This window comes from Marinomonas vaga (assembly GCF_055388305.1).
Genome location: NZ_AP043903.1, coordinates 1,905,477 through 1,919,014 on the forward strand (window position 1 = coordinate 1,905,477; position 13,538 = coordinate 1,919,014).

The following is a 13,538-nucleotide window of genomic DNA, read 5'->3' on the forward strand; positions in this document are numbered from 1 at the left end:
CCCCTCATGCTTTTCCCCTTACTTGCGCCATAACGTTATCTAGTTGATAGGATATGTGAGCAAATGAATAAGAGTAAACTTACTGCGGTCTTAGTTTTGGCGGCTGCTTCGATGACTGCCCAGGCCAGTGATGGCACCATTACGTTTTCTGGCCAAATAACCGATAAGACGTGCACCATCTCAACACCAGGTGGTGGTGATTTTGCGGTTAACCTTCCGACAATGTCTATGAATTCTCTAGCAAGTGCTGGAGCCGTTGCTGGTCGTACGCCTTTTTCAATTAATCTTAGTGATTGCAGCTCTGGTAGTGTGGCAACTTACTTTGAGCCTGGCGCTACGGTTGACTTTGAAACGGGTCGTTTGAATAACCAAGCGTCCACTGACGCAGCCAGCAATGTGCAATTGCAGTTGTTAGGAGACAATAGCCAGTTCTTGCCAATTAAAGCTGCTGGGGTGGATGTTGCTCAGGATAATTCCCAATGGGTTACTGTGGGAGAGGATGGCAGCGCCACCCTTAACTACTACGCTGAGTATTACGCAACAGGTGCTGCCACTCCTGGTGATGTCGCCAGTAGTATCAAGTACACCGTAATCTACAATTGATTTAACGTCTTTAATGCGTTGATTGGCGCTTTTGCTAGTCAACGCATTGCTTCACCTAATACTTACCATTCTAGGTTTATCAATGAACGTATCGCTCTTAAGAGTGCTCTTGTTGTCAGTGCTCACGCTTCTTTTTTGCCAAAAAGTTTTCGCCAGTGTTGTGGTGAATGGCACTCGAATTATTTATCCAGCAGAGTCCCGAGAAGTGACGGTAAAGCTGGATAATCTTGGAGACTCTCCTTCATTGGTACAGGCTTGGGTGGATGATGGCGATGTGAATCAAACAGCGGATAACAGTGATGCGCCATTCTTTCTTACCCCTCCGGTTAGTCGCGTTGAGTCGGGGCGGAGTCAGACTCTACGAATCCTATTTACCGGAACCTCGTTGCCCTCTGATCAAGAGTCGGTGTTCTGGCTCAATGTGCTAGAGGTGCCGCCATCGCCCGAATCAGCTACAGGCAGTGAGAATTACTTGCAGGTCGCGTTTCGTTCGCGTCTCAAGCTCTTTTACAGACCGAAGGGCTTATCGGGGAATGCCAATAATGCCCCAGCATTACTGCGTTGGCGGCTAGTGGATGATCGCTTGCAAGTAGAAAACCCCAGTGACTACCACATATCGTTCACTGAAATTCGAGCTTTAACAGATCAGAGTGAGGTCATCCTTGACGACAAAGGGCTAATGATCGCGCCAAAACAAACTATGGAGTTTGTTGTTCCCAGATCTGCAGAGCGGTTGCGCTTCATTACCGTGAATGACTATGGCGGCCGGGTTCAACATGAGACTCGTTTAGATAGTTGAGCCACACCGTAATACTGTTATCAGGGAAGTATGAGAAGTAAACGAGAGAGGGAGTAGGCATGGATTGCCATCTTAAGTCGAGTCAGTTGATGATTTGTTTGTTGGTCAATGGATTGACCTTTACTAACTTGATACATGCCTCTTCTGACAATTCCGATTCTAATGGTCGACTTCCATCGAAAGTAGATGTGGAAGTGGCCCGTGCCCCGAAACAAGTGCAGTTTGACTCAAGCTTTCTGTCTGGCCAAGCCAAAAGTATTGACTTAACTGCTTTTGAGCATGGAAATCCTGTGTTGGCAGGTACCTATATGGTCGATGTCTACCTCAATGGGGCTTGGCAGGGACGTCGCAATTTGCATTTTAAAGGTGATGCCCAGGGGCGTGTTGATGCTTGTGTGACTTTGCCCATGTTAATCGAAATGGGGGTGGACAGCGAAGCAGTACAAGCCTCCATGCCTTCATCATCTTCTGATGCTCTCAGTTGTATGCCATTGCAGCAACGAATAAGCAGTGCCTTTGGTGTCTACGACAGTGGTAATTTGCGCTATGACATCAGTATTCCCCAAGCATTTATGCGTCGTGAAGCGCGTGGTTATGTCAGTCCTATGTTGTGGGACCGCGGTATCGATGCGGGTTTTATTGGTTACAGTGCTAGCTCAACTGCTAGTAAGAGTCGCATGGCAGGGGGGCAAAGCCGGAGTAACAGTTATTTAGGGTTGAATACCGGCTTCAATTTCGCAGGTTGGCAGTTTCGTCATGACTCTAACTTCACTTGGAGTGATGACAAAGACGGGGGTTCTGAATGGCAAGGTATCGCTACCTATGCTCAACGTGGCCTTCCAGAATTAGAAGGCATGTTGACCATTGGTGAAGCGTTTACTGGCGGTGGGCTGTTCGATTCAATTGGCTATCGTGGTGTTAACCTGACCACAGATGATCGTATGCAACCTGACTCTCTGCGGGGCTATGCTCCGGTTGTTCGAGGTATTGCCCAAACCAATGCTCGCGTTGAAGTGCGACAGAACGACCTGCTTATCTATTCAACAACCGTTTCCCCAGGTAGCTTTGTCATTGATGATTTATACGCCACGGGTTACGGCGGGGATTTGGATGTCAGTATCATTGAAGTAGATGGTCGGCGAAGTGAATTCAAGGTGCCGTTTAGCTCTGTGCCGCAAATGCTGAGGGAGGGGGTATCCCGGTATTCCCTGACAGCTGGGCAGGTCCGTGGCCTTCAAGTGAGTGATGAGCCTTGGCTATTACAGGGGACTTATCAACGGGGCGTGAATAATCAGGTCACCATGTTTAGTGGCAGTGAAATGAGTGAAGGCTATATGTCATTGCTATTTGGTGGTGCCCTGTCCACCCCAATTGGTGCTGTGTCTATGGATTTTACCTTGGCACGTACAGACCTCGGAGATTATGGTCATCATACAGGGAACAGTGTGCGATTGGGTTACAGTAAATTGCTCGATGCGACTGAAACCAACCTGACCTTAGCGGCTTACCGTTACTCAACCGAAGGTTTTTATAGCTTACGTGATGCCGTATACAGTCGTGACCTTGAATCCAGAGGTATAAACCCTATTGCTCAAGGTCGTCAAAAAAGCCAGCTTCAATTAACCCTGAATCAATCGTTAGGTGATCGTTTTGGCAATTTATACATAACAGGGTCGAAACGGGATTTTTACAACAGAAGCGGTACTGCGAAGCAATATCAAGTGGGTTATAACAATGCTTTAGGCTCAGTCAACATGGGCTTTTCTGTTATGCATACCAGTGGATCTGGTCGCTCTGATAACCAGTATTTACTGTCATTTAGTACTCCATTGGGGGGGGGGCAGTAGTCCGATGTCCATGCAGCTTGATTTTGGCGCTCGTGAACACGGAGGTTACGAGAATGCTCGCGTGGGCATTAATGGCTCAGCGGGGGAGAACAATGATCTGAGTTACGGGGTAGCTCTATCGGACTCTCAGTCAAGCGGATCCAGTGTGTCTGGTAATTTAGGCTATCGCAGCCGTTATTCAGCATTGAATGCTACCTATAGCCATACCTCTGACTACCAACAAGTGTCGGTAGGGGCAAACGGTAGTGTGGTATTGCATTCTGGTGGTGTGACTCTCGCCCCACAACGTGGGGACACCATGGTGCTAGTGGAAGCCCCTGGGGCTGAAAATGCACTGGTGTCGAATTCTTCCGGTGCACGGGTAAACCGTGATGGCTATGCGGTCGTGCCGTATGTTTCACCTTACCGACTTAATACCATCAGCCTAGACCCTCGGGGAATGGCCCATGATGTTGAGCTTGAAAGCACCAGTCAAGTAATAGCTCCTTATGCAGGGGCAATCAGCCACCTTCGATATGAAACCCGCAAAGGCAATGCATTATTAATCCAAATCCGTAATGCCGATGAGTATGGCTTGCCCTTTGGCGCTCAAATTAAGGATGAACAAGGCCAACTTGTGGGGATGGTCAGTCAAGGGCATCGTCTCTATGTGCGTAGCGAGCAAATGCAAGGTCGATTGTTAGTGGAATGGGGAAGCCACGCTGATCAACATTGTTATGTGGATTATCAAGTGCCATCAGATGCCGATGCGTCACAGAGAGGATTTATACAATTGGAGGCTTTATGCCGTTGATGTTAGCTCGTAAGAATCAAGCTTTGGTTGCTTTTTGCACGGCCTTATGTGTTCAGCAGGCCAGCGCAGCTTGTGAGCTCTACGATGATGATTTTGTCTGGCAGGATATCGCCATGGACCTTGGGCAAGTCGTTGTTCTTCCCAATACTCCGGTTGGTGGTGTGATTAAGGAGGTGATTGAACCGATTAATCGTAGTAGTGGTTATGATTTATATTGTGATGATTCGGGTGGCTCGAGGTTGTACCGTTTTATCAATGCGGCACAGCAAGTGGCTGTGCCAGGTTTTGATAATGTTTACTCTACGGATGTGGAAGGAATAGGGGTTCGAGCGTTTCGACGTACGAGCATAGACGCTTACTTCCCTGGTACACGTCCCATTAATCCAAATGACATTGGGGGGTTCTCTAGGAAGCACGTAACATCAGGGCAATTTGTGGTTCAGTTGATTAAAACATCGGAAAACCCCGGCTCAGGGCGGATTGTGCCTAATGGACGTTTCACAAGTTATCACTATGATGGCAGTCCAAATATTCCAATGCTGACTTCATCATTTTTTGGGACTGGGGCGACCGTTATCAGTCCTAGCTGTGAGGTAGAGGCTGGCAGTCGCAATATCGCAGTGGACTTTGGTGATGTGGCCAATATCGATTTCAATGGCGTTGGCTCTTATGTTGGGGGGCGTGATTTTGAAATCCGTTTAACTTGCCAAGGCGGTACGATCGACTCCTATAAGGTAAACATTCGCATAGACGCTGAGCAAGACGCTTCAAACATGCCAGGGGTACTAAAATTAAATAACGTGGCTGATAGCGCAACGGGGGTCGGTATTCAGATTGTGCAGCGTGATGGAAGTGCTGAGAAGGAAATACATTTTAACCAGGGTATCAATCTAGGTAGTGCCCAAACAGACTCTAGTGATTTAGTCCTGCCTCTTCGTGCCCGTTACGTGCAAACTGAATCCGGTCGTGTGGGAGCGGGGGTTGCCAATGGTTATGCGACATTTACGATTGAATACCCATAAGTAGATAACTCGGTCCCGCGCACCTTTTGTGACAATGACTGTGTTCGTATCCAAAGGATATGTGAATAAAAAACCCGCTTAAAAGCGGGTTTTTTATTAGTTGGTTCAGAGGTTTACTTCATTTTCGTCTCTGGACGACCATCTTGTTGCCAATGAGTGTGGAACTTCTCACCTGGCTCAGCATCGACACGCTCGTAAGTGTGGGCACCGAAGTAATCACGCTGGGCTTGTAGCAAGTTGGCTGGCAATACTTCAGAGCGGTAGCCGTCGAAGTAGGCCAAGGCAGAGTAGAAGGAAGGTGTTGGGATGCCTGATTGGGCAGCTAACACAACGGCTTCACGAAGGCCTTTTTGCTTTTCTGCCATGGCAGTTGCGAAGTATTCGTCCAGCAATAGGTTCTCTAGGTCGTGGTTCTTCTCAAATGCATCGGCGATTTTCTGAAGGAAAGATGCGCGGATGATACAGCCGCCACGCCAAATCTTAGCAACGCCGGTGAAGTTTAACGTCCAGTCGTATTCTTTTTGTGCCGCACGCATCAGCTGGAAACCTTGGGCGTAAGCACAGATTTTGGCACAGTACAGGGCGTTTTCGATGGCTTGTTCAACGGCTTCTGCGTCGATTTCAGCGGTATCGATGTCGGCAGTTAGGAAGCTTGCTGCTTTTTCACGCTCTGCAGTTAAGGTACTTAGAGCGCGTGCGTAGACTGATTCACTTATGATGCCAGCCGGTACACCCATTTGTGTGGCGCTGATAGAGGTCCAACGACCAGTACCTTTTTGACCTGCGCTGTCTAGGATCATGTCTACCAGTGGCGCACCAGTTTTGGCGTCATACTGCTGGAGGATGTCAGCTGTGATTTCAACAAGGTAGCTGTTTAGGATGCCTTGATTCCACTTCTCGAACAGCTTGCCGATTTCTTCTGGCTCGTAGCCAAGAAGTGAGCGAAGCAGGTGGTAGGCTTCACAAATCAGCTGCATGTCAGCGTATTCGATTCCGTTATGAACCATTTTGACATAATGACCTGCGCCATTAGGTCCTAGGTAGGCAGTACAAGGTTCACCCTCTGTTACTGGTTGACCTGGAGTGCGTGTCTCGATTGGTTTGCCGTTTTCGTCAACTTTCGCAGCAACGGCTTCCCACATTGGTTGTAGGTATTTCCAAGAGTCTGCATCACCACCAGGCATCAATGATGGACCAAAGCGTGCTCCGACTTCGCCACCAGATACGGCGGTGCCAAAGAATTTGAATTTTTCTTTGTATTCACTTTCACGGCGAATGGTGTCAGTCCATTGGCTGTTGCCACAATCCACAACGATGTCATCAGGCTCTAGTCCTGCATCAATTAGGTTTTTGCAAACAGCGTCAACAGGTGCGCCAGCAGGGACAAGCACTACCACAACACGTGGCGTCACCAGCATGTCGAGCATTTGCTTTAAGTTGTCACAACCAATGATTCTCGCGTCTTGGACAGAATCTGGGCGTTCTTTTGCTTCAGTATCTAGAACGTCCTGAACTTTGTCTGTATCGAGATCAAAACCTGCAACGCGATAACCATGGTCAGCTAGGTTAAGAGCAAGGTTTTTGCCCATGACACCAAGTCCAACGAATCCGATGTTGCAGCTCTGATTCACGTTTTGCATAGCTTAAGGTCTACCTTTGTTGAAAACAGGGGGAAGGTTAGAAAGAATCCTACCACGAAGCAGGCACAGTTAGCCTGCCGATTGGGAGAGGTAAAAGTTTAACTATTATGAAATTTATTATTGTGATGGGGATTTTAGACGAGTATGACGACAATTTCGACCCACAATTACGCAATAATATATTGGCTTTAACGATAGTTATCCTTTATGTCCTCTCGTCTTGGGCGCTTCATAGAAGTTATTAAACTACAGAAATGTAATTTAATTTCAATATGGGGTGTTTCATTCTGATCAACTTTTATCCTCCTATTTGCAGTAATTTCTATCAATTCATTTAAAAACAAGCACTTAATGGTTTGTCTTTCAGTCATCTATATGAAATAAAATAACACTTTGTTATATCAATATTTTTTTTTAGATTGTTTTGTTACTATGTATTCATCCCCCAATTACTAACTGACAAGAACATTTTTTCTTTTTGTTCAGAGGACCATAGCAAGATGAACACCAGAACAAACGACCAAACCATTCTACGTAACCTTAATACTGCCCAGCTTGTGGAATTTGCCATTGCTGACGGTGAAGGCGTTTTAGCTGATACTGGCGCGCTTGTAGTGAAAACAGGTGCTCGTACAGGTCGTTCTCCAATGGATCGCTTTATCGTTGAAGAAGAGACAACCAAAGATACGATTCACTGGGGCCCTGTTAACCGCCCATTCCCAGAAGAGAAGTTTGCACCGCTATGGGATCGCGTTGAAGCATATCTGGATGAAAAGAAATCGTACTTGTCAGATGTTCATGTGGGGGCAGGTGATGACTATTACATCCCTGTTCAGATGCGTACTGAAACCGCTTGGCAGCATCTGTTTGGCCGTAACCTATTTATCAACCCTGAAACTTACAACCCTGCTTCTAAGGGTGAGTGGCAAATTTTGAATGTGCCAACGTTTGAGTGTCAGCCTGAGCGTGATGGCACTAACTCTGACGGTTGTGTGATTTTGAACTTCAAAGAGCGCAAAGTTCTAATCGCTGGCATGCGTTACGCTGGTGAAATGAAGAAAGCTATGTTCTCTGTGCAAAACTACTTGTTGCCGGCTTACGATGTGTTGCCAATGCACTGTGCGGCAAACGTTGGTGCTGATGGGGACGTTACCTTGTTTTTCGGTCTGTCTGGTACAGGTAAAACTACCTTGTCTGCTGACGAGTCTCGTTTCTTGATCGGTGATGATGAGCACGGTTGGGGTAAAGACACAGTATTTAACATCGAAGGTGGCTGTTACGCTAAGACCATCGATTTGTCTGAAAAGAACGAGCCTGTGATTTGGAAAGCCATTAAATTTGGCACCATTTTGGAAAACGTTGTCCTAGACGAAGAAACTCGTTCTGCGGATTACACTGATACTTCTTTGACGCAAAACGGTCGTGCTGGTTACCCACGTCTTCATATCGACAAGCGTGCTGAAGAAAACCGTGCGGGTGAGCCTAAGGCTGTTATCTTCCTAACATGTGACCTAACAGGTGTATTGCCTCCAGTATCTGTATTGTCTAAAGAAGCAGCGGCTTACCACTTCCTAAGTGGTTACACGGCTTTGGTTGGCTCTACAGAAATGGGTGCAGGATCTGGTATTAAGTCTACTTTCTCTACTTGTTTTGGTGCGCCATTCTTCCCACGTTCTGCAGACGTGTACGCGGATCTGTTGATTAAACGTATTGAGGAGTTTGGTAGCAAGGTTTACCTAGTCAACACGGGCTGGACTGGTGGTGCCCATGGTAAAGGTGGTAAGCGTTTCAGTATCCCAACCACTCGTGCTGTGATTGCTGCGATTCAGTCTGGCGCTTTGGCTGACACAGAAACTGTTCACCTGGATCAATTGAACGTAGACATTCCTACATCTGTTGCCGGGGTGGATAGCGTTCTACTGAATCCTCGTGATACTTGGGCTGATAAAGCAGCCTACGATGAGCAAGCTAAAGGCTTGATTACTCAGTTCGTTGAGAACTTTAAGAAGTTTGAAACGGTTTCTCAAAGCATTGTGGATGCAGGTCCAAAGCTTTAAGCCTATCTTTACAAGAAAGCCGTGCATTCTGCGCGGCTTTTTTACATTCCCTTCCGGTTACCGTCTAGAGACTTGGTGTTTGTTCATGTAATCTTTCTGCATGTTTACAGACAGTCATTGCCACCTTGATTTTCAGTGCTTTAAGCCAGATTTATCGACACTTTTGAATGATTGTCATAAGGTGGGCGTAGACTCGTTTTTAGTGCCTAGTACGACCCAAGCATCTTGGGCAAATGTGATTGAGCTATCAAATCGTTATCCGCAAATCCGGATTGCTCTTGGCTTGCACCCATATTTTTTAAAGGATGGGCTTGGTGAGTACCGGGATGAGCTGGAATTAGCGCTGGCACACCCTGCTGTGGTTGCAGTGGGAGAAATTGGTTTAGATAAATGGCAAGGTATGCCTGACTATGGGCTACAGCAGCGTATTTATTATGAACAATTATGTCTGGCTAAGGGTTTAGGTTTGCCTATCATTCTTCATGCTCGTAAAAGCGAAGATGACTTGCTAAAGGTTATTCGTCAATTAAACTTCCAACATGGCGGTATCGTTCATGCCTTTAATGGCAGCTTGCAGCAGGCCAAGCAGTTTATTGACTTGGGTTTTGTGCTCGGTATTGGCGGTACAGTGACTTACCCTCGAGCTCAAAAGGCTCAACGTGTTCTGGCTGCTCTGTCGGACGCGGATTTTGTGTTGGAGACGGACTCTCCTGATATGCCCCTATATGGATATCAAGGGCAAAGAAATACACCGGAAAAAGTATTACTGGTTGCTGAGAGTGTCGCAAAGATACGTGGGCAATCCTTGACTCAACTTGCGCAAAATACCCGCGCAAATTTACAACGTGTGCTGCCGAACTGGCACGAGGTTTAAAGTTGACTAAACAACGAGATATTAATGCGCCAATGAAGGTGGTATTGCTGGGCAGTGATACGGAGTTAGGGCGCGCAATTTTAAATTACTACGACAATGATTTTGATTTTGACTGGCTTCAAACTCCCTGTGATGAAGTGATTTCTGTATTGAGATCGTCGATTATTGATACGCAATACTGTGATGCAGTGATTGATGCTTACTCTCTTCGCAGTGTGACCCAAGACGATTACCAAGAGTACTTGGAGATCTTGAAGCAAGTCGTAGGGCGAGAACAGTGTCCGTTGATGTACATGCTTAGTGGTGTGCAGGTTTTTACTGGTGATAAGGATGCGTCTTATCTTGAAAATGATGAAGCGAATGGCCGCAGTCGTCATGCGAAACGCTTGATCGAGGCAGAGAGCATTGTCTTGTCATCGGACAAAAACATTGTGTTACGGACTGGTTGGCTTTTTAGTGGCGCTCAAGATGATTTTGTCTCCAATACGATTAACTTGGTTAAGAAGGGCGTCAAAATCGAGTTTCATGATACGGCCATTGGTTGCCCAACTCCGGTAACGGATGTGGCGCGGGTTTTGCTTTCTGTAGTCAAACAAAGACATTATGGGGCACAAAATACTGGTATTTACCACTATTGCTGTTCCGAAGAGGTGAGCTGGATGGGATTGGTAGAAGCGGTATTGACCACTTCAAGCCAATTCGATGTTCAGGCTCAAACAGCCCTAGAAAGTATGGGGGATACTGCCTCCGCCTTAGAGATGGCGATAGAGGTTAAGCGTCAATCCCTCTCATGCCGTAAGATTTTTAACCATTTTGGCATAAAGCAGCGTTCGTGGCGTCCGGTATTACGAGGGCTAATCAAAGATTTGTATCAGCAGGCCTGATCTAAAGATTGGGGTAAATTAGGGAAGGTAACTAAGTGTATAAGGTGAACCTCAAAGCTGTACTTGTGGTATATGTCGTGCAATTGCTGGTGGCAGCGATTTGGTATACTGCAGCACCATCAGATGTCGCTTCAGACCTAGAGAGCTTGGCGTTGCAGCATATTAAAACTGAAACCTTGGTAGTGTTTGCGGTTGCGTTATTTCTCTATACCTATTTTAGTGGCTGGATGTTGGTGAAGAGTCACCTAACATCTGGTTTTGATATGATGTTGATGATCATAGGTAGTTGGGTTTTTGTGGTGATCCCTAATATTATCTTCATCAGTATGTTTTTAGATTTTTCTCATATCAGCATTGGCTATTTCCTTTCTTTTGGGTTTATTAGCTGTTTATTAGCGGCTTGTGTATTGCCCTTTTGGCGTGCATCTCGAACTATCTTTAAGAGTTGATCCGTCGATTGATTCGATTTGGATTGCTGCATATGGCATAAAAATGCCCGCTTTAATTGTTAAAGCGGGCATTTTGCATTTTAGATGGGCTATCTAGTGCTGTTAGTACAAGCTGCTTTCTGGCCACACAGACCATAGTGACAGGCCAGCGATGGCTGCACTCACTATGACTTGCGGGATGATGGCTTTAATTGTGCTGATGACAGTACCATCTTCTTTCATGACCCAGCCAAGTCCTATATTGACTATCAGTGCCAAATAAGCAACCAGCATGGTCCAAATAGGCAGATCGGCAAGTACATGTGCTTGGGCAAGTAAACCCGCTAAGACAAATGAGCCTAGGGTCACAGCGCTTGTGCTTGATGTATTCCAAACAAAGCGTTGGATGAGTACTAAGCCCCCCATGCTTGCGGCAAATACGCCAAGTAACTGGCCTATTAATAGGCTGCCCCCGATTGATACTACCGGTGCAGTCACGGCTGCGACCACGATCAAAGACAGTGCTGGCGCATGGGAGTAACGTTCACTCGCACCAAGTTTTTGTAATCCAGAAACAATGGCGGTGATGGCAGCAACGGCGAGCGCACAGACAATACTGATGGCTTGGCCTTGGTGTCTAAGAACTGGGTTGAGCAAGAGGTAAAAACTTACCACTAACGCAATCACCCCAACGCTCATTTTGGCTTTATCGGATAATGATGTTGTTTCAATAAATGAAACCAATAGGCCTAGTGCTAAGGTCACCGTTAAGAAGTCTAACGCTTTAGATGGCGGAAGATTCAAGCCAGTATGGATCAAAAATAGACCAACAAAAAAGCCTGCTGCGGAGCCGATCGTTGTGAGCTTTGTATTGACCTTGCCAAGTAGCAAGGTCAATACAGCAGCAACAAGAAAGGGGTAAATCGCAGTATTGAGTAGCATTATTAGGTTGGAGTTACCTGCTTCCTCGTACATAACTGCTCCTATTACTGGCGAATGCCTTCAACGAAGATTTCGATTTCAGTTTCGTCAGTCACACCAGGAATGAAGTAGCTAACGCCAAAGTCACTACGCTTGATGGTTGTGCTTGCTTCGAAACCTGCGCGGTAACCACCCCATGGGTCGTTGCCTTCACCGATCATTTCCACGTCAAACGTTACTGACTTAGTCACGCCGTGAAGTGTTAGGTCACCTGTTAACTCTTCGCCGTTAAAGGAAGTGCTGGTGAACGTCAGAGTTGGGAATTGTTTTACATCCAAAAAGTCTGGGCTACGTAGGTGCTTGTCACGTGCAGCATGGTTGGTATCAACACTGTCGGCCTTGATTGTGAAAGAAGCACTACCAGACTTTTTGTCATCATTGATAGTGAAGTTGCCTTCGAACTCGTTAAAGCGACCTGCTGTTGTACTAACGCCTAAGTGGCCTACTTCAAAAGTCACTGCAGAGTGAGCTGGGTCAACATTGTAATCTGCTGCTAAAACGCTTCCAGACGCTAGAACGGCTGTCGTTAAAAGTAATGCTTTCATAGGGGGTCTCCGCTATTCGTTGATTTATGATGAGACCAAGTATAATCAGTTTCTTTCAATACATAATTACACCGATATATAATTCACTGTTTCATATTGTGAAATAATGTTTGTGGAACTTTTTCGCTAATTAGGAGTACTGATGGATAAGCTGCAAGCGATGAAGGTATTTTGTCGAGTCTATGAAGCAGAAAGCTTCAAGATGGCCAGTGAATCACTGGACATCTCTCGACCTATGGTGACTCGTTATATCAACGCCTTGGAAGAGGAGCTGGGTGCTAAATTGCTGCATCGTAATACTCGTAATATCAGTATTACCTACGCTGGGAAGCAATACTATCGACACTGCGTGCCAATCTTAGAAGCGATTGAAGAGGCAGAAAGTGATTTAGGGGATTTAACCCATCAGCCCAAAGGTCATCTGCGTTTGAGTGTGCCGATGGATTTTGGTTTGTCCCATATGGTGCCAATTCTGAGTGAGTTTTCCAGTTTGTACCCTGAGATTAGTCTGGAAGTCGACTTCAGTGACAAGCGTGTTGATTTGACTGAGTCTGGCATTGATCTGGCAGTACGGGGCGGTGATTTAGGGGGCGATCATTTTATCGCTCGTCCTTTGTGTCGCATGCAAGGTTATGTTTGTGCTTCGCCTAAGTACCTTGAGCGTAAAGGTGTCCCTAAATTTCCTAATGAGCTGAGCCAGCATGATTGTCTGGTCTACACAAATGCGCCGAACACTGGTCGTTGGGTGTTTACAAAAGATGGTGTGACAGAAGAGGCTTCGATTAGTGGCACTCTCTCTGCCAACAACGGCGGTGCTTTGACTCGATTGGCGGTGGAAGGCGCTGGCATCATTATGCAGCCAGATTTTTTGGTAGAGAAGTATTTGAAAACTGGGGAACTGGTGCACCTATTGGATGACTATGAAACTTTCTCTGGGCAGTTTTATGCGGTCTATGCCGATAGAAAGCTGTTGCCAAAAAAGGTGAGATTACTGATCGATTTCTTAATTAAGAAGCTGCAGTAAGCGTGTGGCCAACCTTAGAATAGGGTTGGCCACACAGCTGT

13 protein-coding genes are annotated in these 13,538 nt (G+C 46.3%); 10 read left to right on the plus strand and 3 right to left on the minus strand.

Features of this window, described 5'->3' with window-relative positions; all coding sequences use genetic code 11:
* Positions 1 to 63: 63 nt before the first annotated feature.
* The 5 genes from ACZ5DR_RS08820 (at position 64) to ACZ5DR_RS08840 (ending at position 5,064) form a co-directional block, all read left to right on the plus strand.
* Positions 64 to 603 (plus strand): fimbrial protein, encoded by a 540-nt coding sequence (locus ACZ5DR_RS08820; RefSeq protein ID WP_377368470.1) that lies wholly within the window; start codon positions 64 to 66, stop codon positions 601 to 603.
* A gap of 82 nt (positions 604 to 685) precedes the next feature.
* Positions 686 to 1,402 (plus strand): fimbrial biogenesis chaperone, encoded by a 717-nt coding sequence (locus tag ACZ5DR_RS08825; protein WP_377368468.1) that lies wholly within the window; start codon positions 686 to 688, stop codon positions 1,400 to 1,402.
* A 59-nt stretch (positions 1,403 to 1,461) separates the two neighbouring features.
* Positions 1,462 to 3,249 carry a fimbria/pilus outer membrane usher protein gene (locus tag ACZ5DR_RS08830; RefSeq protein ID WP_377368466.1) on the plus strand — a complete coding sequence of 596 codons (1,788 nt, stop codon included), beginning with the start codon at positions 1,462 to 1,464 and terminating at the stop codon, positions 3,247 to 3,249.
* Positions 3,250 to 3,253: 4 nt separating this feature from the next.
* Positions 3,254 to 4,042 (plus strand): fimbria/pilus outer membrane usher protein, encoded by a 789-nt coding sequence (locus ACZ5DR_RS08835; RefSeq protein WP_377368464.1) that lies wholly within the window; start codon positions 3,254 to 3,256, stop codon positions 4,040 to 4,042.
* Positions 4,033 to 5,064: a fimbrial protein gene (locus ACZ5DR_RS08840; RefSeq protein ID WP_377368462.1), complete on the plus strand. Its 1,032-nt coding sequence runs from the start codon at positions 4,033 to 4,035 to the stop codon at positions 5,062 to 5,064. The genes ACZ5DR_RS08835 and ACZ5DR_RS08840 overlap by 10 nt, the downstream gene beginning before the upstream one ends.
* A gap of 113 nt (positions 5,065 to 5,177) precedes the next feature.
* Here the strand turns inward: ACZ5DR_RS08840 and gndA are convergent, their stop codons facing one another.
* Positions 5,178 to 6,704: an NADP-dependent phosphogluconate dehydrogenase gene (gene gndA, locus ACZ5DR_RS08845; protein WP_377368460.1), complete on the minus strand. Its 1,527-nt coding sequence runs from the start codon at positions 6,702 to 6,704 to the stop codon at positions 5,178 to 5,180.
* Positions 6,705 to 7,204: 500 nt separating this feature from the next.
* Here gndA and ACZ5DR_RS08850 point away from each other — a divergent pair, with 500 nt between their 5' ends.
* The 4 genes from ACZ5DR_RS08850 (at position 7,205) to ACZ5DR_RS08865 (ending at position 10,968) form a co-directional block, all read left to right on the plus strand.
* The gene (locus ACZ5DR_RS08850; RefSeq protein WP_377368458.1) at positions 7,205 to 8,761 is read left to right on the plus strand and encodes a phosphoenolpyruvate carboxykinase; all 1,557 of its coding nucleotides are present in this window, start codon (positions 7,205 to 7,207) and stop codon (positions 8,759 to 8,761) included.
* A gap of 100 nt (positions 8,762 to 8,861) precedes the next feature.
* Positions 8,862 to 9,635, plus strand: coding sequence for a TatD family hydrolase (locus ACZ5DR_RS08855; RefSeq protein ID WP_377368456.1), 774 nt, complete (start codon positions 8,862 to 8,864; stop codon positions 9,633 to 9,635).
* 2 nt (positions 9,636 to 9,637) lie between these two features.
* Positions 9,638 to 10,519, plus strand: a complete 882-nt coding sequence (locus ACZ5DR_RS08860) for a sugar nucleotide-binding protein (RefSeq protein ID WP_377368454.1) — start codon at positions 9,638 to 9,640, stop codon at positions 10,517 to 10,519.
* 35 nt (positions 10,520 to 10,554) lie between these two features.
* A complete protein-coding gene (locus tag ACZ5DR_RS08865; RefSeq protein WP_377368452.1) occupies positions 10,555 to 10,968 on the plus strand; it encodes a hypothetical protein in 414 nt (137 codons plus the stop codon).
* A gap of 102 nt (positions 10,969 to 11,070) precedes the next feature.
* Here ACZ5DR_RS08865 and ACZ5DR_RS08870 read toward each other — a convergent pair whose 3' ends face one another.
* Together ACZ5DR_RS08870 and ACZ5DR_RS08875 are read right to left on the minus strand one after the other, a co-directional pair.
* Complete coding sequence (locus tag ACZ5DR_RS08870; RefSeq protein WP_377368450.1) at positions 11,071 to 11,922, minus strand: hypothetical protein; 852 nt, start codon at positions 11,920 to 11,922, stop codon at positions 11,071 to 11,073.
* A gap of 11 nt (positions 11,923 to 11,933) precedes the next feature.
* Positions 11,934 to 12,473 (minus strand): YceI family protein, encoded by a 540-nt coding sequence (locus ACZ5DR_RS08875; protein ID WP_377368448.1) that lies wholly within the window; start codon positions 12,471 to 12,473, stop codon positions 11,934 to 11,936.
* Positions 12,474 to 12,615: 142 nt separating this feature from the next.
* Between ACZ5DR_RS08875 and ACZ5DR_RS08880 the strand changes: the two genes are divergently transcribed.
* Positions 12,616 to 13,497 (plus strand): LysR family transcriptional regulator, encoded by an 882-nt coding sequence (locus ACZ5DR_RS08880; RefSeq protein WP_377368446.1) that lies wholly within the window; start codon positions 12,616 to 12,618, stop codon positions 13,495 to 13,497.
* Positions 13,498 to 13,538 lie beyond the last annotated feature (41 nt).

What these genes read in the sequence shown, in the direction of transcription:
- ACZ5DR_RS08820 (WP_377368470.1), top strand. Translation starts at nt 64, where the DNA reads ATGAATAAGAGTAAACTTACTGCGGTCTTAGTTTTGGCGGCTGCTTCG.
- ACZ5DR_RS08825 (WP_377368468.1), top strand. Translation starts at nt 686, where the DNA reads ATGAACGTATCGCTCTTAAGAGTGCTCTTGTTGTCAGTGCTCACGCTT.
- ACZ5DR_RS08830 (WP_377368466.1), top strand. Translation starts at nt 1,462, where the DNA reads ATGGATTGCCATCTTAAGTCGAGTCAGTTGATGATTTGTTTGTTGGTC.
- ACZ5DR_RS08835 (WP_377368464.1), top strand. Translation starts at nt 3,254, where the DNA reads ATGTCCATGCAGCTTGATTTTGGCGCTCGTGAACACGGAGGTTACGAG.
- ACZ5DR_RS08840 (WP_377368462.1), top strand. Translation starts at nt 4,033, where the DNA reads ATGCCGTTGATGTTAGCTCGTAAGAATCAAGCTTTGGTTGCTTTTTGC.
- gndA (WP_377368460.1), bottom strand. Translation starts at nt 6,704, where the DNA reads ATGCAAAACGTGAATCAGAGCTGCAACATCGGATTCGTTGGACTTGGT.
- ACZ5DR_RS08850 (WP_377368458.1), top strand. Translation starts at nt 7,205, where the DNA reads ATGAACACCAGAACAAACGACCAAACCATTCTACGTAACCTTAATACT.
- ACZ5DR_RS08855 (WP_377368456.1), top strand. Translation starts at nt 8,862, where the DNA reads ATGTTTACAGACAGTCATTGCCACCTTGATTTTCAGTGCTTTAAGCCA.
- ACZ5DR_RS08870 (WP_377368450.1), bottom strand. Translation starts at nt 11,922, where the DNA reads ATGTACGAGGAAGCAGGTAACTCCAACCTAATAATGCTACTCAATACT.
- ACZ5DR_RS08875 (WP_377368448.1), bottom strand. Translation starts at nt 12,473, where the DNA reads ATGAAAGCATTACTTTTAACGACAGCCGTTCTAGCGTCTGGAAGCGTT.
- ACZ5DR_RS08880 (WP_377368446.1), top strand. Translation starts at nt 12,616, where the DNA reads ATGGATAAGCTGCAAGCGATGAAGGTATTTTGTCGAGTCTATGAAGCA.